A 19,258-nucleotide genomic window follows, 5' to 3' on the forward strand; every position below is an offset into this window, starting at 1 on the left:
ATGATTTCCGAGCCGGAGATGGTGGACGAGTTCGGTGCGGTCGGGGCGGACGAGGTGGTGGGCGGCTTCGACCGGAGGCCCCCGGGGCCACGGCAGCGCCGCCCGTGGCTGTGGGCGCTGGGCGGAGCCGTACTGGCTTCGGCCGTGTGGGCCGGCGCGTTGTGCCTGTATCCCGTCGGCGAGCCGGTGCCGGACCTGCACGGCTACCGGCTGGACGGCGACCCGTGCCCGACCGTGCGGCTGAAGGCGATAGGCGCGGCGACGGCACCGAAGGACAGGACATCCGGGATCGAACTGGCGCTGGTGAACGACCCGGCCCTGGACCGGGCGAAGTGCTTAATCTCCCTCCGGCCACCAGCCGCGAAGAAGCCGGTCCGGAGCCGCTGGTCCACCGAATACTCCGTCGGCGTCACGGTGGCACTGCACAAGAAGTCCGACCCTACGGCCGAGTTCGAGGCGATGCGCGGGGTGACCGACTCCGGCATCGACGCCGAAGTGAAGGTGGAGAAGGTTCCGAACCTCGGCGACAGCGCGTACCTGCTGACGCAGAACGACGGCAACGCGGAGCTGCGGGTGCGGGAGGGCGGTGCCGTCCTCTCGCTGAGCCTCGCCGCCTACGCGCAGTTCGACAGCGGGGAGGGCGAGGTCCCGACCGGCGACGGGCCGGACACATCCGATCTGTCCCCGTACCGGTCCGCGATGATCAGCGACATGCGTGACCTGATGAGAAGCCTCAGGCACTGAATGAACAGGCTCAGGCGCTGACCGCGGTCCGCTGATTCATTGCGTTCCGTGAACACTCCGACCCCGGGGAATACGTGCCCGGACGAGGGCCTTCCAGCTGCTGTGGCGATCGGTGACCTGGCCGGCCGCCGGTGCCGTGAACAGGAGAGAGGGAAGCTCATGCCCAAGGCATACGTGTTCACCCGCAACGGCGGACCGGGCGGAGAGCCTCATCGAGCAGGACGTGCCGGTGCCGGGCCCGGGTGAGCTGCTCGTCGCGGTACGGGCCGCCGGGGTCAATCCGGTCGACTGGCGCCGCCGCCTCCAACACGTACGCCGTCCGGCTCTACGAGTCGCTGGGCTTCGCGCTCCGCCGCCGGACCCCCTTCCTCTCGGCGCTCGTCCCGCAACCGCTGTCGACGCGGCTGCCCGCCCCGGCGGCGTCTGCGGCGACCGTGAGGCCCGCCCGGCAGCCGCGCGCTGAACCGCGATTCGGGACTTTCGGCCCACCGATCGTGGGCCGAAGGACACTGCCGTCTCCCGTCTCGGGACCTTCGGCGCGGCCCGAGAGGCCGTAAGCCTCGTGTGCCACCCCCTTGGAGCGGGTGCACTGGAACCGAACGCCGGCACCGGGTCGGCAGGTCCCGGGAGGAGTGGCAGTGGCGATCGGGCTTCAGCGCCGGCTTGCGACAAGTGGAGCGGCGCTCCCCGGGGCGGACCCGGGGGAGGCGGCCGTCCACGCGCCACGCGTCGGGAACCTCGCGCTGTTCGGCGGACTGGCCCTGCTCACGTCCCTGGTCGTCCTGCTGGACCTCCACACCGGCCAGGACCTGCGCCTCGTACCACTGCTGGTGGTCGTGCCCGCACTCGTCTCGGTCTTCGGGACGATCCGGCAGACGATGGGCGTGTCCACCCTGATCATGCTCGTCGTCGTCGGCTCGCATCTGGCGTACGGCGGCACGCCCTGGGACATCATCACCGGCGTGATCGTCACCGCGCTGGCCTGCGGCCTGGGTGTCGGCGCCTGCGCGCTGCGGATCCGCCACGCCACGCAGATAGCCAGGCTGCGCTCGGCCGCCGGCGCGCTCCAGCGCCAGATCCTGCGCCCGCTGCCCATCCTGACCGACCAGATCCTCGTCCACGGCATCTATACGCCGATCGAGGAGGACCGTCTGGTCGGCGGCGACATCTACGAGGTCGTGCAGTCGCCCTACGGAACCCGAGTGATCATCGGCGACGTCCAGGGCAAGGGCCTCCCCGCGATCGGGGCGGGCTTCGCCGTGCTCGGAGCGTTCCGGGAGGCGGCCATCCGCGAGCCCGTGCTGACGGGTGTGGTCGACGCCCTGGAGGACGCGGTCGCCCGGCACAACGTCTTCTCCGCCCAGACCGGGGAGACCGAACGCTTCGTCACCGCCCTGGTGCTCGGCTTCGACGGGAGCGACCGGGTCGAGGCCGTCAACTGCGGCCATCTGCTGCCGCGGCTGCTGCACGACGGCGCGGCCGGTGCCGTGCCGCTGAGCCGCACCTCCGTCCCGCTGGGCCTGGCGGAACTCGCCCGCGAGGCGCGGGCCGCCGAGTGGCTGGACTTTCCGCTGGGCGCCACGTTGCTGATCTGTACCGACGGGGTCACCGAGGCGCGCGACGCGTCCGGTGCCTTCTACCCGCTGGACGCCCGGCTGGGCCGCTGGGCGGAGCGGGCTCCGTACGAGGTGCTGGAGGCGCTCAATGCCGATCTCGACTCCTTCTCCGGAGGCGTGCGGCGCGACGACATCGCCGCGCTCGCCCTGCGCCGGACAACGGCCGGCGGCCTCGACCGGCCCATGGCCACAGGCCGCGGCGCCCGCCGGGCGGCCGAGACGTTCAGCGGTCGGTGAGCCGAGGTGTTCGGCGGCCGGCCGCAGGGCGCCGGTGGCCGTCCCGTAGCTCGCCGGGGAAGCAGAGCGAACTCAAGGAGCGCCAGAGCGCCCTGCTGATGCGCGACGACGAGGAGGACGGGGCGCCGCCCCACCGCTCCACCGTCGACCTCGACGGCGGCGGCGCCGTCATCCGCCTGCCCGGTGGCGCCGGCCGGTAGCGCGCTTTCCCTTGCGCGCCTCGCGGCCCCGCGTCGGCCGTGCCGCAGCCGCCTCTCGCCGCCTGCCTTCGTCTCCGGCGCCGCCGCGCCCGACGCGACGAGCGATCTGCACAGCAGCATCGAGGCGGCGCAGGGCGGGAATGCCCACCACCGACCGGCTGATCCCTGCCGCCCGGTCGTCCTGCGGTCCGCTCAGCACCCCTCCTGACCAGGCGTCACCCGCCCCTGCGCCAGGTGTTCCCGCAGCCGCTCGAGGAAGACCCGCTGTCCCGTGACGAGCCGCTCCGCCGCCTCCCGGGGCGTGCACCAGGCGAACCGGTCGACCTCCGGGAACTCCCGCAGCACACCAGACCCCCTCGGCCATTCCATGGTGAACGTCCCGGGGACGGCCGAGGCGGCATCGAGATCCGCCTCCAGCGCCCACACGGTCACGCTCTTGCCGCCGGACTGACGCGCCTCGCCCAGCGCCACCCACTCGCCGTCCGGCACCGGACTCCCGAACTCCTCCGTGAACTCACGGCGAGCGGCGGCCGCCGGCTCCTCCTCGGGGCCGTACTCCCCCTTGGGGATCGACCAGGCCGCACTCTCGCGACCCGCCCAGAACGGGCCGCCCATGTGCCCGATGAGTACCTCGAAACCGGCCTCGCTCAACCGTCGGAACAGGAGAAGGCCCGCACTGCGCCTGGCGCGCTGCTGAGATGGCATGCCGTCAAGTCTGCGTTCCGGCCGGGCACACAGCCACGGACGACACCCCTGCCCGTTTGATCATTGCCGTCATCGAGCCGACGCGTCCTGTTCGCCGTGAGGTTCCCGACGCCCCCTGGTGCCGGGTTGCGCACGCGGCCATGCTGTCCGCCGACAGCGCCGTTGCCCGGACCGGGCCGCGCAACCATCAAAATCCCAGGAGGACTTGTGGGCCTTGGCACAGTCGGCAGGACAACCACACCGCGTGGGAGGGCCGCGCGAGGAAACCGGACGATCGCGCGCCCGCTCGTGCTGCTCGCGACGGTGTCCGCCATGACCATCGGCGCGATCTCGCCCGCACTCGCCGATCCGACCCAGGATCCACGCCCCCGCACCGCCGCCGAGATCCTCAGACCGGTCGCCCCGCCACCGGCGAGCAACGCGGCAGGGGCACCCCGGTCGGTCGTGGACGGCGACGGCATCGAGACCGCGCGTACGTCCCGCCCGATCGCCCCGGGCGTCCGCCTCAGCTCGTACGACCGGCTGGAGTCCGACAAGTGGCTGCGGGTCGACAACCTCTCGGTCGACCTCGCCGGCAGCGGCGTACGCGCCGACTACCTCTCCTCCGGCAAGGTCTCCGGGCGGCACACCGTCTCCGAACTGGCCGCCGGACACGACGCGGGCCGCGGCCGGCGCACCGTCGCCGCGATCAACGGCGACTTCTTCGACATCAACCAGACCGGCGCGCCCGAGGGGATCGGCATCAAGGACGGAGCCACGGTCCAGTCGCCCGCCCCCGGGATCAACCGCGCCGTCGGCATCGGCCCGGACAGCGCGGGCCGCATCCTGAACCTGTACTTCGAGGGGACACTCACCCTGCCCGCCGGGCAGCGGCCGCTCGCCGCGTACAACGCGGCCAACGTGCCGGCCGGCCAAGTGGGCGCGTACACCTCGGCCTGGGGGACCGCCGACCGGTCCCTGACCGTCGACAACGCGACCCCGGTCGCCGAAGCGGTGGTACGGGACGGCAAGGTCGTCTCCGTCTCGCACGCCCCCGGATCGGGGGCCGTCCCCGACGGCACCACCGTCCTGGTCGGCCGTGAGGCCGGAGCCGCCGCACTCGACGCCCTGAAGCCCGGCGACCCGGTGTCCCTGACCTACCGGGCCCGCACCGACGGCGGGGCCGTGCCGCGCACCGCCGTCGGCGGCCGGGAACTCCTCGTCGTCGACGGAGTGGCGCAGAACCACGACGGCGAGGGCAACAACACCGCCGCACCCCGCACCGCCGTCGGCTTCTCCGAGGACGGCCGGACCATGCAGATCCTCACCGTCGACGGACGGCAGGCCGACAGCGGCGGCGTCACCCTCACCGAACTCGCCCTGATGATGAAGCGCGCCGGCTCGTACAGCGCACTCAACCTGGACGGCGGCGGCTCGTCGACCCTCGTCGCCCGCGCACCCGGCAGCGACACGCTCCGGGTGGAGAACAGCCCGTCCGACGGCAGCGAACGCACCGTCCCCAACGGCCTCGCGCTCACCGCCCCCGACGGCAGCGGACGGCTGAAGGGCTACTGGGTCCAGCCCCGCACGCCGGCCGGCTCCGCGCCGGGCGTCGACCCCGTCAAGGGCGGCCACCCCGACCGGGTCTTCCCCGGCCTCACCCGACGCCTCACCGCGACCGGATACGACGAGACGTACGGCCCGGCGCAGGGCACACCGCGCTGGCACACCGCGCGGGGCTCCGTCGGCACCGTCGACGGCCACGGGCTCTTCACCGCACACCGCAGCGGTACCACCGAGGTACGCGCCGAACACGGAACGGCGCGCGGGAGCACGTCCCTGACCGTCCTCGACAAGCTGGCCCGGATCCGGCCCACCACCGAGCGGGTGGGCCTCGCCGACGCCGGGGCCACCGGCACCTTCGGCATCGTCGGGCTCGACGCCCACGGCACCAGCGCCCCCGTCGAGCCGCGGGACATCGCACTCGACTACGACCACAACCTCTTCGACATCCGCGACGACGGACAGGGCTCCTTCAGCGTCGCCTCGCGCACCGGCTCCGGCGCCGGACAGATCAAGGCGACCGTCGCGGGCACCAGCACCGTTCTCGCCGTCAGCGTCGGCCTCACCGAGCAGGCCGTCTCCTCCTTCGATGACGCCGGGTCCTGGAAGTTCAGCCAGGCCCGCGCGGACGGATCGCTCGAGGCCACCCCCGACGGTCACACCGGCACCGGACTGGAACTCAGCTACGACTTCACCCGGTCCACCGCCACCCGCGCCGCCTACGCCGCCCCGCCCCAGCCGGTCGCCGTGCCCGGCCAGCCCCAGTCGTTCAAGCTGTGGATCAAGGGCGACGGCCAGGGTGCCTGGCCGACCCTGCACCTCAAGGACGCGGCAGGCTCCGACCAACTGCTGCGCGGACCGTACGTCACCTGGAACGGCTGGCGGCAGGTCACCTTCGCGGTGCCGCCCGGGGCCGCCATGCCGCTCTCGGTGTCCCGCTTCTACCTCGCGGAGACCGGTGCGGCCAAGCAGTACACGGGTGAGATCGTGATCGACGACCTCACCGCCCAGGTGCCGCCCACCGTCGACCTGCCCGAACAGGCAGAACCCGCCGACCCGCTGATCGACCCGGCGGCCGTTACCGGGCGCAGGGACTGGCGGTTCGCGGTGATGTCCGACGCCCAGTTCGTCGCCCGCGACCCGGACAGCACGATCGTCGCCCAGGCACGGCGCACCCTGCGCGAGATCAAGGCGGCGGCCCCGGACTTCCTGGTCATCAACGGGGACCTCGTCGACGAGGGATCGCCCGCGGACCTGGCTTTCGCCCGCCGCATCCTCACCGAGGAACTCGGCGACTCGCTGCCCTGGTACTACGTGCCGGGCAATCATGAGGTGATGGGCGGCAGGATCGACAACTTCATCACCGAATTCGGGCCCGCCCAGCGGACGTTCGACCACAAGGGCACCCGCTTCGTCACCCTCGACACATCGAGCCTCAGCCTGCGCGGCGGCGGCTTCGCCCAGATCGAGCAGCTCCGCGCCCAGCTGGACGCGGCGGCGAAGGACCGGAACGTCGACTCGCTCATGCTGATCGAGCACGTGCCTCCGCGCGACCCGACCGTGCAGAAGGGCAGCCAGCTCGGGGACCGCAAGGAGGCGGCCCTGGTCGAACAGTGGCTCGCCGAATTCCGCCGTACGACGGGCAAGGGCGCGGCCTTCATCGGCAGCCACGTGGGTGTCTTCCATGCCTCGCACGTCGACGGAGTGCCGTATCTGATCAACGGCAACTCCGGCAAGGCACCGGCCGGGCCCGCGGACGACGGAGGCTTCACCGGCTGGTCGCTGGTCGGCGCCGACCGCGTCTCCGACGGCACACAGGCCGCCGCACGACAACGGCCCTGGCAGGGCGGACCCGACTGGGTCTCCGTGCAGACCCGCGCGCATGTGGACGCGCTGACGATCGACGCGCCCGCGGTGCTCGGCACCGGAGGCCGTACGAAGGTCACCGCGACCGTCACCCAGGGGACCCGCAGCGTCCCGGTCGGCTTCCCGCTGGCCGCGGACTGGACCGGCTCCCCGAACGTCCACATCGGTGACCGCGACGGCGCCCGGCACCGCGACACGGCGGTGCTCGACCCGTCCACCGGCACCCTCACCGCGTTGCGGCCCGGCACGATCACCCTCGCCGTGACGGTCAACGGCACGACACAGCAGGCCCGGATCAGGATCGGGGCGGCCGGGTCCGCGCCGGCAGCCTGAGGGCCGAAAGCCGGTCCGGCCACGGCGGCCGGGTACGCATCGGGGCCGCCCCGCACCACGAAACGGTGCGGGGCGGCCCCCGCTCGCCTACAGCTTGCGGTACCCGTACGCCTCCGACGCCGCGGCCTCCACCGCCGCGATGTCACCGCCCGCCGACGCGGTGACCACGGCCGCCACGGCACCCTCCACGAATGGCGCGTCCACCAGCCGCGAGCCGTCCGGCAGCTCGTCACCCTCGGCGAGCATCGACTTGACCGTGAGTACCGCGCTGCCCAGATCGACCAGCAGCGCGACTCCCGCCCCGCCGTCCACCGACCTGGCGGCCTCGGCGATCAGCTCCGCACTCGTGCCGAGACCACCCGCGGGGTTACCACCCGCGGCGGCCACCGGAGCCGTGGCGCCGCCCGCGGCAAGGCCCTTGGCCAGCTCTGCGACGGACTCGGCCACCGGGCCGCTGTGCGACACCAGCACGATCCCGACCTGCTTCCCGTCGCTCATGCCCCGCTCCCGTCCGCCGCTCCGGTATCGGCCAGCGCGGCGATGATCAGGGCCGAGGACGTCGCCCCGGGATCCTGATGCCCGATGCTGCGCTCACCCAGATAGCTCGCCCTGCCCTTGCGGGCCAGCATCGGCACCGTCGCCAGCGCCCCCGCCTCGGCCGCTTCCCGGGCCGCCCCGAACGAGGTGGCGAGCGCCTCGGCGGCCGGCAGCAGCGCATCGAGCATCGTCTTGTCCCCGGCCTGCGCCCCACCGAGCTGCGCCACGGCCGCGACGCCCACCCCGAGCGCCTCCGCCAGCTCCTCCGGGGCCACGACGGGGGCATCGCCCAGGGCCTTTCCCGTACGCCGCAGCAGCGTCCCGTACAACGGGCCCGAGGCACCGCCGACCGTCGAGATCAACTGTCGTCCGGCCAGTATCAGTACGGCCCCCGGAGTCTGCGGCGGCTCCTTGTCCAGGGCCGCTGTCACCGCGGCGAACCCGCGCTGCATATTGCTGCCGTGATCGGCGTCCCCGATCGCTGAGTCGAGGGCGGTCAGGCGGTCCGCCTCACGGCTCACCAGGGCCGAGGACGCGGTCATCCAACGGTGGAAGAAGTCGGTGTCAAGCACATGATCTCCTTGTCGCTCCAGCATGACGGGCGTGCGGTACGGGCTGGTCAACGGCCCCAGCGCAGCGCCGGCGTCTCCACCGGCGCGTCCCAGAGCCGCAGCAGTTCCTCGTCCACCTGGCAGAGCGTCACCGAACAGCCCGCCATGTCGAGTGAGGTCACGTAGTTCCCCACGAGCGTACGAGCTGCCACGACGCCCCGCTCGGACAGCACCCGCTGGACCTCGGCATTGAACCCGTACAGCTCCAGCAGCGGCGTCGCGCCCATGCCGTTGACCAGCACGACCACCGGTCCGGTCGGCCGCAGGTCGTCCAGCACCGCGTCCACCACGAAGTCCGCGATCTCCCGGGAGGTCATCATCGGCCGTCGCTCCCGCCCCGGCTCGCCGTGGATGCCGATCCCGAGCTCCAGCTCACCCGGCGGCAGATCGAACGTGGGGGAGCCCTTGGCAGGTGTGGTGACGGCGCCGAGCGCCACCCCGAAACTCCGCGACGCCTCGTTCACCCGCCTGGCGACCGCTGCCACCTGCTCCAGGGGCGCGCCCTCGTCGGCCGCCGCCCCGGCGATCTTCTCGACGAACAGGGTGGCGCCCGTACCCCGTCGCCCCGCCGTGAAGAGGCTGTCGGTCACCGCCACGTCGTCATTGACCAGCACCTGGGTGACCTGCAGGCCCTCGTCCTCGGCGAGCTCCGCGGCCATCTCGAAGTTCAGCACGTCGCCCGTGTAGTTCTTGACGACGAACAGCACCCCCGCCCCGCTGTCCACCGCGGCGGCGGCCCGCAGCATCTGATCCGGCACGGGCGAGGTGAACACCTCGCCGGGGCAGGCCGCGGAGAGCATCCCGGGCCCGACGAACCCCGCGTGCAACGGCTCGTGCCCGGAACCGCCGCCGGAGACCAGAGCCACCTTCCCGGCCACGGGCGCGTCACGTCGTACGACGACACGGTTCTCGACATCCACGGTCAGCTCGGGGTGGGCGGCGGCCATACCGCGCAGTGCGTCCGCGACAACGGTTTCGGGGACGTTGATCAGCATCCTCAACGGTATCTCCTAGCGAGGTGGGAAGGTCCGGCACCGAGCAGGGTTCACACAGGCCGGGCTGGATTCGCCGAGTCGCTGCCGACTCTACTGACCGGGTATCACGTTGTGTCGGAGGTCGCTGAACGGATGTCCGGCCGGGTACGGGAGTCCACTTCCTCAGTGGCCTCCGGGACCGGGGAACCGGCGGGGCCGGGGCCGTGTCCGCGAAGCCCTGCCCGTGCCGTGGCCCTTCCTGCGCCGTGGTGTCAGACGCCTGCCGCCCGCGCCGCCTCGTACACCTCGGCCGCCACGTCGATCAGCTGCGATGCGTCACGCATCGTGCCCTGGAGGTCCAGCAGGATCTCCGGAACGCCCGTCGCGGCATGGGCCACCAGGTCCTCGACGATCTGGGCCGCATTGCCGTGGAAGGGGGCGCGGCCCGCACCGCCGACCGGTCCGGCGCTGTACCTGGCGTTGGCGCGGGCGCAGACGCCGACCGGACGCTCCCGGCCGCGCTCGCCCGCCAGGTCCTGGACCCGCTTCCACTGCTCGGCCAGCTGGGCGGCACCCGTGGCCACCGGCATCCAGCCGTCCGCCCGGTCGACCAGCCGGCGGGTGGCCCGGGGACTGTTCGCCGGCAGATAGACCGGGATGGGGCGTGCCGGCTTCGGGCCGACCTCGGACGGGGCGATGGTGGTCAGCTCACCCTCGTACGAGACCGGGTCCGGGCCCCAGACCGCCGCGCACACGTCCAGCAGCTCGTCCAGGACCGCGCCGCGCTTCTCGAAGGGGGCGACCGAGGCGGCGGCGTACTCGTCCAGGGACCAGCCCGTGCCGAGGCCCGCGACCACCCGGCCGCCGCTCGCGGCGTCGAGCGAGGCGAGCGAACGGGCCAGCTGGAACGGCAGGTGCAGTGGCGCGACCAGGACGCTGGTCCCGAGCCGGGCCCGGCTCGTCGCCCCGCAGGCCAGCGCGAGCGTGATCAGCGGATCGGCGACGCTGCGGTACCGGTCGGGCCACGGCCGCCCCGGAACGCCGTACAACCCCTGCGTGGCGGGCTCGGGAAAGATGATCCGCTCGAAGACCCACAGGCTGTCGTAGCCGATCTCCTCCGCGGCGCGTGCCACGGCGCCCACATCGCGGCCGATGTCGTACTGCTTCATCTGCGGAAGACCGAGCCCCAGCGAGACCGGCATGAGCGCACTCCTTCTGGCAGGCGGTGGGGCAACCACCGTATGACACCTGCTGGTTGCCCGCCGGGAGCACCGGCGGACGTGAGCGCGCCCCGGGGCGGGTGTGCGTGGTGCGACCGGGGTGACACGCTCCGCCGCCGGCGAAGGCAGGGCCCTGTCGAGGCCGGGGCGGTCACGAGATATCTTGATGTCAAGCAATGTTGCAGACGTGGAGCGGAGCACAGGGTGACTGACTCGACCATCATCTATACACACACCGACGAGGCTCCGGCCCTGGCGACGTATTCGTTCCTGCCCGTCATCCAGGCATACGCCTCGACGGCCGGGGTCAATGTCGAGAGCCGTGACATCTCGCTGGCCGGACGCATCATCGCGGGCTTCCCCGAGCGTCTGGAGGAGGGCCAGCGCATCGACGACGCGCTCGCCGAGCTCGGCGAGCTGGCCAAGCGGCCCGAGGCCAACATCATCAAGCTGCCGAACATCTCGGCCTCGATCCCGCAGCTGAAGGCGGCCATTGCCGAGCTTCAGGCGCAGGGCTACGCGCTTCCGGACTACCCGGACGACCCGCAGACCGACGAGGACAAGGACGTCCGCGCGCGCTACGACAAGGTCAAGGGCAGCGCGGTGAACCCCGTGCTGCGTGAGGGCAACTCCGACCGCCGTGCCCCCGCCTCGGTCAAGAACTACGCCAAGGCGCACCCGCACCGCATGGGCAAGTGGTCCGCCGACTCGAAGACGAACGTCGCCACCATGGGCGTCGACGACTTCCGCTCCACCGAGAAGTCCACGACCATTGCCGAGGCCGGTACGCTGCGCATCGAGCTCGCGGGCGACGACGGCAGCACCACCGTGCTGCGCGAGTCGGTGCCGGTGCTCGCGGGCGAGGTCGTCGACGCGGCGGTCATGCGCGTCGCCGCCCTGCGCGAGTTCTTCACCGCGCAGGTCTCCCGCGCGAAGGCCGAGGGCGTGCTGTTCTCCGTCCACCTCAAGGCCACCATGATGAAGGTCTCCGACCCGATCATCTTCGGCCACGTGGTCCGCGCCTTCTTCCCGAACACCTTCGCCAAGTACGGCGAGGTGCTCGTCGCGGCCGGTCTGTCCCCGAACGACGGCCTCGGCGCCATCCTCAAGGGCCTGGACTCGGTGCCGCACATGGGCGCCGAGATCAAGGCCTCCTTCGAGGCCGAGCTGGCCGAGGGCCCCGCGCTGGCCATGGTCGACTCGGACAAGGGCATCACCAACCTGCACGTACCGAGTGACGTCATCGTCGACGCCTCCATGCCGGCCATGATCCGCACCTCCGGTCACATGTGGGGCCCGGACGGCCAGGAGGCCGACACTCTCGCGGTGCTGCCGGACAGCAGCTACGCGGGCGTCTACCAGGTCGTCATCGACGACTGCCGCGCCAACGGCGCCTTCGACCCGTCGACCATGGGCTCGGTGCCGAACGTCGGTCTGATGGCCCAGAAGGCCGAGGAGTACGGCAGCCACGACAAGACCTTCGAGATCCCCACCACCGGTACGGTGCGGGTTCTCGACGGCAACGGCGACGTCGTGCTGGAGCAGGCCGTGAGCGCCGGCGACATCTTCCGCATGTGCCAGGCCAAGGACCTGCCGGTCCAGGACTGGGTCAAGCTCGCCGTCACCCGCGCCCGCGCCACCGGCGTCCCGGCCGTGTTCTGGCTCGACGAGGACCGCGCCCACGATGCGCAGCTGATCGCCAAGGTCAAGAAGTACCTGGCCGACCACGACACCGACGGCCTGCAGATCGAGATCATGTCGCCGGTCAAGGCGACCGCGTACTCGCTGGAGCGCATCCGCCGCGGCGAGGACACCATCTCGGTCACCGGCAACGTGCTGCGTGACTACCTGACCGACCTGTTCCCGATCCTTGAGCTGGGCACGAGCGCGAAGATGCTCTCCATCGTCCCGCTCATGAACGGCGGCGGTCTGTTCGAGACGGGCGCCGGCGGCTCCGCGCCCAAGCACGTCCAGCAGCTGGTCAAGGAGAACTACCTGCGCTGGGACAGCCTGGGCGAGTTCTTCGCGCTCGCGGCCAGCTTCGAGCACCTGGCGGCGACCACGGGCAACGCACGCGCCCAGATCCTCGCCGACACTCTCGACCGCGCGACCGGCACCTTCCTCAACGAGGACAAGTCGCCGAGCCGCAAGCTGGGTGGCATCGACAACCGCGGCAGCCACTTCTACCTGGCCCTGTACTGGGCCCAGGAGCTGGCGCAGCAGACCGACGACGCACAGCTCGCGCAGGCGTTCGCCGCGCTCGCGAAGACGCTGGGCGAGCAGGAGCAGACCATCGTCGACGAGCTGATCGCGGTGCAGGGCTCCCCGGCCGACATCGGTGGCTACTACCAGCCCGACCCGGCCAAGGCCTCGGCCGTCATGCGCCCGTCGAAGACGTTCGTCCAGGCCATCGCGGCCATCGGCTGACGAGACGCTGCACAGGGGGGCGCGACCAGGCGCCCCCCACCCCTCCCGCCCCGGTCGGCGCCTGCCCGGCCGGGGCGGTACCGCGTCCGGGAGCGGGACCGCAGCCATGCCGCCGGCGCGAAGAGGTTCCGCGAAATCGGCCCCATGGAGCCCTTCCACCGGTAGGTTCGAACGCCCGGACCAACCGTGCCCTGGAACCGGACCAACCGTGCCCTGGAAGGGGAGGCCGTGCTGACAGGCAGGAACGCCGTGGTCACCGGTGGATCACGGGGCATCGGCCGCGCGATCGTCGAGCGCCTGTGCCGCGACGGGGCACACGTGGTCTTCAACTACGCCGCCGACGACGACGCCGCGGCCGAGGTCATCCGCACGGTGTGCGGCGACGGCGGCCGGGTCCGGGCCGTCCGGCTGGACCTCGCGGACCCGGCCGGCCCCGAGCGCCTGATGTCGGCCGCCGAGGAAGAGCTCGACGGGCTGGACATCCTGGTGAACAACGCCGCTCTCTGCCCCGCCCCGGCCCTGCTCACCGACACCGATCCGGCGGTTTTCGACCAGGTCCTGGCGGTCAACACCAGAGCGGTCTTCATGACGATCCGCCACGCGGCGTTACGGATGCGCGACGGCGGCCGCATCGTCAACATCTCCACGGCCAACACCGCGCGGCCGGGTCCCGGCATCTGCGCCTACGCCGCGAGCAAAGGGGCCGTCGAGCAGCTCACCGCCGTCGCCGCCCACGAACTCGGGGCCCGCGGGATCACGGTCAACACCGTCTCGCCCGGCGCCACCGACACCGAGCTGCTGCGCGGCAACAACCAGCCGCAGGCACTGGAGGAAGTCGCCGACATGACCCCGCTGCGCCGACTGGGGGAACCCGCGGACGTGGCCGACGTGGTCGCCTTCCTCGCCGGTCACGACGGCCGGTGGATCACAGGGCAGAACGTCCGGGCGACGGGCGGGCTTGCCTGATCGGCGGCGGGGGAAGCCCACCGCCCGGCCCCGGCCCGGGGCATCCACCGGAACGCCGGTCAACAACACCGCGCCGCAACGGAGTTCGGCCGACGACGCCCCGACCCACGGCGGACCGAGGGCCTGAAAGACGGCCTGTTCCCCTGGACGCCCTGACGGGTGAATGTCACGCGGCGGCGGGCGGTGGGCCGCGCGCAGCGGCCCCGCGGCTGATTTGCTGCACCTGGAATCTGGCGTGACGCGCGCGGGACCGGTCTGCCGGCCGTCCCGGTGGGAACGGCGCCCCTGCCGGGTGCTCGGTCCACCCGCGAACGACGATCGAAGGAGCGTCCCAGTGACGACGACGGGCACATCAGGGGCAGCCGACGAAGAGGAGACATACGCGAACGAGCTTCCCGTCCACGCCAAGGAACCCGGAAACGTCGTCATCAAGTGGCTGACCACCACCGACCACAAGACGATCGGCACGCTCTACCTCGTCACCTCGTTCGCCTTCTTCGTCATCGGCGGTGTGCTGGCCCTGGTCATGCGCGCCGAGCTGGCGCATCCGGGGATCCAGATCGTCTCGCCCGAGCAGTTCAACCAGGCGTTCACGATCCACGGCACGATCATGCTGCTGATGTTCGCGACGCCGCTGTTCGCCGGATTCACCAACTGGATCATGCCGTTGCAGATCGGCGCACCCGACGTGGCGTTCCCGCGGCTGAACATGTTCGCGTACTGGCTGTACCTCTTCGGCTCGATCCTCGTGGTCGCCGGCTTCCTCACCCCCCAGGGTGCGGCGGACTTCGGTTGGTTCGCCTACTCCCCGCTGACCGACTCGGTCCGTTCACCGGGCATCGGCAGCGACATGTGGATCATGGGTCTGGTCTTCTCCGGCTTCGGCACGATCCTCGGTTCGGTCAACTTCATCACCACGATCATCGGCATGCGCGCCCCCGGCATGACGATGTTCCGCATGCCGATCTTCGTCTGGAACGTCCTGCTGACCGCTGTGCTGGTCCTGATGGCCTTCCCGGTCCTCGCTGCCGCCCTCCTGGTGCTGGAGGCGGACCGCAAGTTCGGCGCGCACGTCTTCGACCCGGCCAACGGCGGCGCCCTGCTCTGGCAGCACCTCTTCTGGTTCTTCGGCCACCCGGAGGTGTACATCATCGCTCTGCCGTTCTTCGGTATCGTCAGTGAGGTCATCCCGGTCTTCAGCCGGAAACCGATCTTCGGCTACATCGGCCTGATCAGCGCGACGATCGCCATCGCGGGCCTCTCCATCACCGTGTGGGCGCACCACATGTTCGTCACGGGCAGTGTGCTGCTGCCGTTCTTCTCGTTCATGACGTTCCTCATCGCGGTGCCGACCGGTGTGAAGTTCTTCAACTGGATCGGCACGATGTGGAAGGGATCGCTGTCCTTCGAGACACCGATGCTCTGGTCGATCGGCTTCCTGGTGACCTTCCTCTTCGGCGGTCTGACCGGTGTGATCCTCGCGTCGCCGCCGATGGACTTCCATGTCTCGGACTCGTACTTCGTCGTCGCACATTTCCACTACGTGGTCTTCGGCACCGTGGTCTTCGCGATGTTCTCCGGATTCCACTTCTGGTGGCCGAAGTTCACCGGCAAGATGCTGGACGAGCGGCTCGGCAAGATCACGTTCTGGACGCTGTTCGTGGGCTTCCACGGCACGTTCCTGGTGCAGCACTGGCTGGGTGCCGAGGGCATGCCGCGTCGATACGCGGACTACCTCGCCGCGGACGGCTTCACCGCTCTGAACTCGGTCTCGACGATCTCCTCGTTCCTGCTCGGTCTGTCGATGCTGCCGTTCTTCTACAACGTGTGGAAGACCGCCAAGTACGGCAAGAACGTCGGGGTCGACGACCCGTGGGGCTACGGCCGTTCGCTGGAGTGGGCGACCTCCTGCCCGCCGCCGCGGCACAACTTCCTCACCCTGCCGCGGATCCGTTCCGAATCCCCGGCCTTCGACCTGCACCACCCCTCGGTCCGCGCGCTCGACGAAGCCCTCAACCGGCCGGCGACGGAGCTGCCCCGGACCGAGGGAGACGACCGGGCCTGAGCGCGGCGGCCCGGCGAGAGGAGGAGCGAGTGGACCCCGACAAGGACAGCGCCCGCGGTCTGGTCCAGCTGCAGGGCTACCTGCTGTGGAGCGCCGAGATCGAGGAGGCCCGCCGCCGGGCGGCCCGCTTCAGCGACGAGCTGCCCTGGCTCACCACGGCCCAGCGCGAGGACGTGGAACGTGTCTACACCGCCGACCGCCTCGCCGCATCTCGGGCGACGCTCGCCCGCATCTCCGCCCGCGCCACCTCGCTGCGCGGCGAGTACGAGGCGCGCTACCGCCTGCTCAGGGCACGCTGCGTGGCCGCCGGTGTCGTCTTCGCCGGCGCGGTCGGCGGCACCTGTACCGCACTCACCCTGCTGACCCGCTGACCGGGTGACGTCGTCCGTCCGCCGTCCCCAGCAGGCGAACTCGCCCCGGGCTCGTGAAGATGGAACGACGGACGCGTGCTACGGCAGGCGAACGGATGACCGTACAGGCCCGAGAAGGGACGAACACTGTGCCACGACCCAGGATCCTCGTTGTCGGCGCCGGATTCGCCGGAGTGGAATGCGTGCGCCGTCTGGAGCGCGGGCTCGCCCCGGGTGAGGCGGAGATCACGCTCGTCGCCCCGTTCTCGTACCAGCTCTACCTTCCCCTGCTGCCACATGTGGCGGCAGGCGTGCTCACCCCGCAGTCGGTCGCCGTGTCGCTGCGCCGCAGTCGCAAGCACCGCACCCGGATCATCCCGGGCGGGGCGATCGGCGTGGATCCCAAGGCGAAGATCTGCATCATCCGCAAGATCACCGACGAGATCGTCGACGAGCCCTACGACTACATCGTGCTCAGTGCCGGGAGCGTCACCCGCACCTTCGACATCCCCGGTCTGGTGGACAACGCGCGGGGCATGAAGACACTGGCCGAGGCCGCCTACGTACGAGACCACGTGATCGCCCAGCTCGATCTCGCGGACGCCAGCCACGACGAGAACGAACGAGCCTCGCGCCTGCAGTTCGTGGTGGTCGGCGGTGGCTACGCCGGTACCGAGACGGCCGCCTGTCTGCAGCGCCTCACCACCAACGCGGTCAGGCAATACCCGAGGCTCGACCCGAAGCTCATCAAGTGGCACCTCATCGACATCGCTCCGAAGCTGATGCCCGAGCTGGGCGACAAGCTGGGCCGGAGCGCCCTGGAGGTGCTGCGCGCCCGCGGCATCGAGGTGTCTCTCGGCGTCTCGATCGCCGAGGCCGCTCCGGAGAAGGTGACCTTTTCCGACGGCCGGGTGCTGCCCTGCCGGACCCTGATCTGGACGGCGGGTGTCACCGCGAGCCCGCTGGTCACCACGCTCGACGCGGAGACGGTACGTGGCCGACTGGCCGTCACCCCCGAGATGAGCCTGCCGGGCTTCGACGGCGTCTTCGCCCTCGGCGACTGCGCGGCCGTACCGGACCTCAGCAAGGGCGACGGTGCGGTCTGCCCGCCCACCGCACAGCACGCCTCGCGCCAGGGCCGCAGGCTTGCCGACAACCTCATCGCGACCCTGCGCCACCAGCCGCTGAAGCCGTACGTCCACAAGGACCTCGGCCTCGTCGTGGACCTCGGCGGCAAGGACGCGGTCTCCAAGCCGCTCGGCGTCGAGCTGCACGGAGTCCCCGCGCAGGCCGTCGCCCGCGGATATCACTGGTCGGCGCTGCGCACCAATGTCGCCAAGGCACGTGTCATGACCAACTGGGTGCTCAACGCGGTCGCGGGCGACGACTTCGTACGCACCGGCTTCCTGTCCCGGCAGCCGGCCAAACTGCGCGACTTCGAGTACACGGACGCCTACCTCACACCGGCGCAGGTCCGCGAGCACACCGCCTCGCTGCACACCGGCACCTGACCGCGCACTGCTCCGCCCCGGCCCCGCTCACTGAGGGGGCCGGGGCGGAGAAGGCCGGCCGGGTCGGCTGTTGCCCGCACCCGGCCGGCGGAATTCCACGTGGCTGCTCTCCCTGTGTTCGCGAGGCGCGGATCACGCGATGGCCCAGCCATGCCATTGCGCGGGGCCGGGGCCGCCCGTGCGGGCTCAGGTCTCCGGCACGGTGCGGTGGACGGCGCGAAGAAAGGCCGCGTTGTTCGGGGTGCGGCGGATCCGGTCGAGCAGTGTCTCCAGCGCGTTCTGCGGGTCCCTGCCGTGCAGCGCGCGCCGCAGGCCCCGTACGACTCGCAACTCGCCCGCCGGCACGAGGAGTTCCTCGCGCCGGGTGCCGGACGCCGGAATGTTCACGGCCGGGTGGATGCGCTTCTCGGCGAGCCGGCGGTCGAGCCGGAGCTCCATGTTGCCCGTGCTCTTCAGCTCCTCGAAGAAGTAGTCGTCGGCGCGGGAGCCGGTCTCCACCAGTGCGGTGGCCAGGACGGTGAGGGAGCCGCCCTCCTCGGTGCGCCGTGCGGCGCCGAAGAATCGCTTGGGGCCGAGCAGGGCGGCCGCGTCCACGCCGCCGCTGAGGGTGCGTCCGCCCGCGGCGCAGGCGTTGTTGTGGGCGCGGCACAGCCGGGTGAGGGAGTCGAGCAGGATGACGACGTCCTGGCCCTGTTCGACCAGCCGCTTGGCTCGTTCGACCGCGAGTTCGGCGAGTGCGATGTGCTCCTCGGCGGGCCGGTCGAACGTCGAGGCGAGCACCTCGCCCCGTACGGACCGGCGCATGTCGGTGACTTCTTCGGGACGTTCGTCGACCAGTACCACCATCAGATGGCACTCGGGGTGGTTGGCGGCGACGGCGGCGGCGATCTGCTGGAGCAGCACCGTCTTGCCGGTCCTCGGCGGCGCGACGAGGAGCCCGCGCTGCCCCTTGCCGATCGGTGCGACCAGGTCGACGAGCCGCATCGCGGGGCCGCCTGACGGTGTCTCCAGCCGCAGCCGTTGCCCGGGATGGAGCGGGGTGAGGTCGCGGAAGTGCGGGCGGCCGCGAAGGGCCTGCGGGGAGCGGCCGTTGACCCGCTTCACCGTGGACAGGGTGCGTGGCCGGTCGCAGAGCCCCCCGACGGCATCGCCCCGGCGCAGGCCGTGACGGCGGATCAGGGCGGCCGGGACCACCACGTCGCCGGGGGAGGGGTGGCCGCCCCGGACGCGCAGCGCGCCGTTCCCCTGATGGGTGAGGTCGAGGACACCTCTGGCCTCCTCGGTGGTCAACTCCTTTTTCAGGAGCGGGTGTTCGAGAGTGCTGGTCATGAAGAGCGGTCCTTTCGCGGACATG

The 19,258-nt window shown here is 71.3% G+C and carries 15 protein-coding genes and 2 pseudogenes; 11 read left to right on the forward strand and 6 right to left on the reverse strand.

The window, feature by feature from the left end; all coding sequences use genetic code 11:
* From ACWCQ6_RS16820 to ACWCQ6_RS16840, 5 genes and pseudogenes are all read left to right on the forward strand, one after another.
* Positions 1–744 carry a hypothetical protein gene (locus ACWCQ6_RS16820; protein WP_451089821.1) on the forward strand — a complete coding sequence of 248 codons (744 nt, stop codon included), beginning with the start codon at positions 1–3 and terminating at the stop codon, positions 742–744.
* Between the two features lie 159 nt (positions 745–903).
* Positions 904–1,066 (forward strand): annotated as a pseudogene (locus tag ACWCQ6_RS16825) (NADP-dependent oxidoreductase); the annotation flags it as partial.
* Positions 1,038–1,157: pseudogene (locus ACWCQ6_RS16830) on the forward strand (GNAT family N-acetyltransferase); the annotation flags it as partial. The pseudogenes ACWCQ6_RS16825 and ACWCQ6_RS16830, both read left to right, overlap by 29 nt.
* A gap of 225 nt (positions 1,158–1,382) precedes the next feature.
* On the forward strand, positions 1,383–2,597 hold the full coding sequence (locus ACWCQ6_RS16835) for a PP2C family protein-serine/threonine phosphatase (RefSeq protein ID WP_451089823.1): 1,215 nt from the start codon (positions 1,383–1,385) through the stop codon (positions 2,595–2,597).
* The gene (locus ACWCQ6_RS16840; protein WP_451089825.1) at positions 2,594–2,797 is read left to right on the forward strand and encodes a DUF6191 domain-containing protein; all 204 of its coding nucleotides are present in this window, start codon (positions 2,594–2,596) and stop codon (positions 2,795–2,797) included. Before ACWCQ6_RS16835 ends, ACWCQ6_RS16840 begins: the two co-directional genes overlap by 4 nt.
* Before the next feature lie 192 nt (positions 2,798–2,989).
* On the opposite strand, the gene ACWCQ6_RS16845 is transcribed toward ACWCQ6_RS16840, so the two are convergent.
* Positions 2,990–3,502 (reverse strand): NUDIX domain-containing protein, encoded by a 513-nt coding sequence (locus ACWCQ6_RS16845; protein ID WP_451089827.1) that lies wholly within the window; start codon positions 3,500–3,502, stop codon positions 2,990–2,992.
* Positions 3,503–3,814: 312 nt separating this feature from the next.
* On the opposite strand from ACWCQ6_RS16845, the gene ACWCQ6_RS16850 reads away from it, so the two are divergent.
* Positions 3,815–7,243 carry a phosphodiester glycosidase family protein gene (locus tag ACWCQ6_RS16850; protein WP_451089829.1) on the forward strand — a complete coding sequence of 1,143 codons (3,429 nt, stop codon included), beginning with the start codon at positions 3,815–3,817 and terminating at the stop codon, positions 7,241–7,243.
* A gap of 87 nt (positions 7,244–7,330) precedes the next feature.
* Here the strand turns inward: ACWCQ6_RS16850 and ACWCQ6_RS16855 are convergent, their stop codons facing one another.
* The 4 genes from ACWCQ6_RS16855 to ACWCQ6_RS16870 form a co-directional block, all read right to left on the reverse strand.
* A complete protein-coding gene (locus tag ACWCQ6_RS16855; RefSeq protein ID WP_451089831.1) occupies positions 7,331–7,741 on the reverse strand; it encodes a PTS-dependent dihydroxyacetone kinase phosphotransferase subunit DhaM in 411 nt (136 codons plus the stop codon).
* Entirely contained in the window at positions 7,738–8,352 is a 615-nt protein-coding gene (gene dhaL / locus ACWCQ6_RS16860; protein ID WP_451089833.1) for a dihydroxyacetone kinase subunit DhaL, read from the reverse strand. The genes ACWCQ6_RS16855 and dhaL overlap by 4 nt, the downstream gene beginning before the upstream one ends.
* A 47-nt stretch (positions 8,353–8,399) precedes the next feature.
* The gene (dhaK, locus tag ACWCQ6_RS16865) at positions 8,400–9,392 is read right to left on the reverse strand and encodes a dihydroxyacetone kinase subunit DhaK (protein WP_451089835.1); all 993 of its coding nucleotides are present in this window, start codon (positions 9,390–9,392) and stop codon (positions 8,400–8,402) included.
* Positions 9,393–9,637: 245 nt separating this feature from the next.
* Positions 9,638–10,567 carry an LLM class F420-dependent oxidoreductase gene (locus ACWCQ6_RS16870; protein ID WP_451089837.1) on the reverse strand — a complete coding sequence of 310 codons (930 nt, stop codon included), beginning with the start codon at positions 10,565–10,567 and terminating at the stop codon, positions 9,638–9,640.
* Positions 10,568–10,789: 222 nt separating this feature from the next.
* Here ACWCQ6_RS16870 and ACWCQ6_RS16875 point away from each other — a divergent pair, with 222 nt between their 5' ends.
* From ACWCQ6_RS16875 to ACWCQ6_RS16895, 5 genes are all read left to right on the forward strand, one after another.
* Positions 10,790–13,012: an NADP-dependent isocitrate dehydrogenase gene (locus ACWCQ6_RS16875; protein WP_451089839.1), complete on the forward strand. Its 2,223-nt coding sequence runs from the start codon at positions 10,790–10,792 to the stop codon at positions 13,010–13,012.
* Between the two features lie 228 nt (positions 13,013–13,240).
* Entirely contained in the window at positions 13,241–13,978 is a 738-nt protein-coding gene (locus ACWCQ6_RS16880) for an SDR family oxidoreductase (protein WP_451089841.1), read from the forward strand.
* 334 nt (positions 13,979–14,312) lie between these two features.
* Positions 14,313–16,043: an aa3-type cytochrome oxidase subunit I gene (ctaD, locus tag ACWCQ6_RS16885; protein WP_451089843.1), complete on the forward strand. Its 1,731-nt coding sequence runs from the start codon at positions 14,313–14,315 to the stop codon at positions 16,041–16,043.
* Between the two features lie 29 nt (positions 16,044–16,072).
* The gene (locus ACWCQ6_RS16890; protein WP_451089845.1) at positions 16,073–16,414 is read left to right on the forward strand and encodes a hypothetical protein; all 342 of its coding nucleotides are present in this window, start codon (positions 16,073–16,075) and stop codon (positions 16,412–16,414) included.
* A 128-nt stretch (positions 16,415–16,542) separates the two neighbouring features.
* Positions 16,543–17,904, forward strand: a complete 1,362-nt coding sequence (locus tag ACWCQ6_RS16895; RefSeq protein ID WP_451089847.1) for an NAD(P)/FAD-dependent oxidoreductase — start codon at positions 16,543–16,545, stop codon at positions 17,902–17,904.
* Between the two features lie 186 nt (positions 17,905–18,090).
* Here the strand turns inward: ACWCQ6_RS16895 and rho are convergent, their stop codons facing one another.
* Positions 18,091–19,233, reverse strand: a complete 1,143-nt coding sequence (gene rho, locus ACWCQ6_RS16900; protein WP_451089849.1) for a transcription termination factor Rho — start codon at positions 19,231–19,233, stop codon at positions 18,091–18,093.
* Positions 19,234–19,258: the final 25 nt, after the last annotated feature.

This window comes from Streptomyces sp. NPDC001880, from assembly GCF_053594575.1.

What these genes read in the sequence shown, in the direction of transcription:
- ACWCQ6_RS16820 (WP_451089821.1), top strand. Translation starts at nt 1, where the DNA reads ATGATTTCCGAGCCGGAGATGGTGGACGAGTTCGGTGCGGTCGGGGCG.
- ACWCQ6_RS16845 (WP_451089827.1), bottom strand. Translation starts at nt 3,502, where the DNA reads ATGCCATCTCAGCAGCGCGCCAGGCGCAGTGCGGGCCTTCTCCTGTTC.
- ACWCQ6_RS16850 (WP_451089829.1), top strand. Translation starts at nt 3,815, where the DNA reads ATGACCATCGGCGCGATCTCGCCCGCACTCGCCGATCCGACCCAGGAT.
- ACWCQ6_RS16855 (WP_451089831.1), bottom strand. Translation starts at nt 7,741, where the DNA reads ATGAGCGACGGGAAGCAGGTCGGGATCGTGCTGGTGTCGCACAGCGGC.
- ACWCQ6_RS16870 (WP_451089837.1), bottom strand. Translation starts at nt 10,567, where the DNA reads ATGCCGGTCTCGCTGGGGCTCGGTCTTCCGCAGATGAAGCAGTACGAC.
- rho (WP_451089849.1), bottom strand. Translation starts at nt 19,233, where the DNA reads ATGACCAGCACTCTCGAACACCCGCTCCTGAAAAAGGAGTTGACCACC.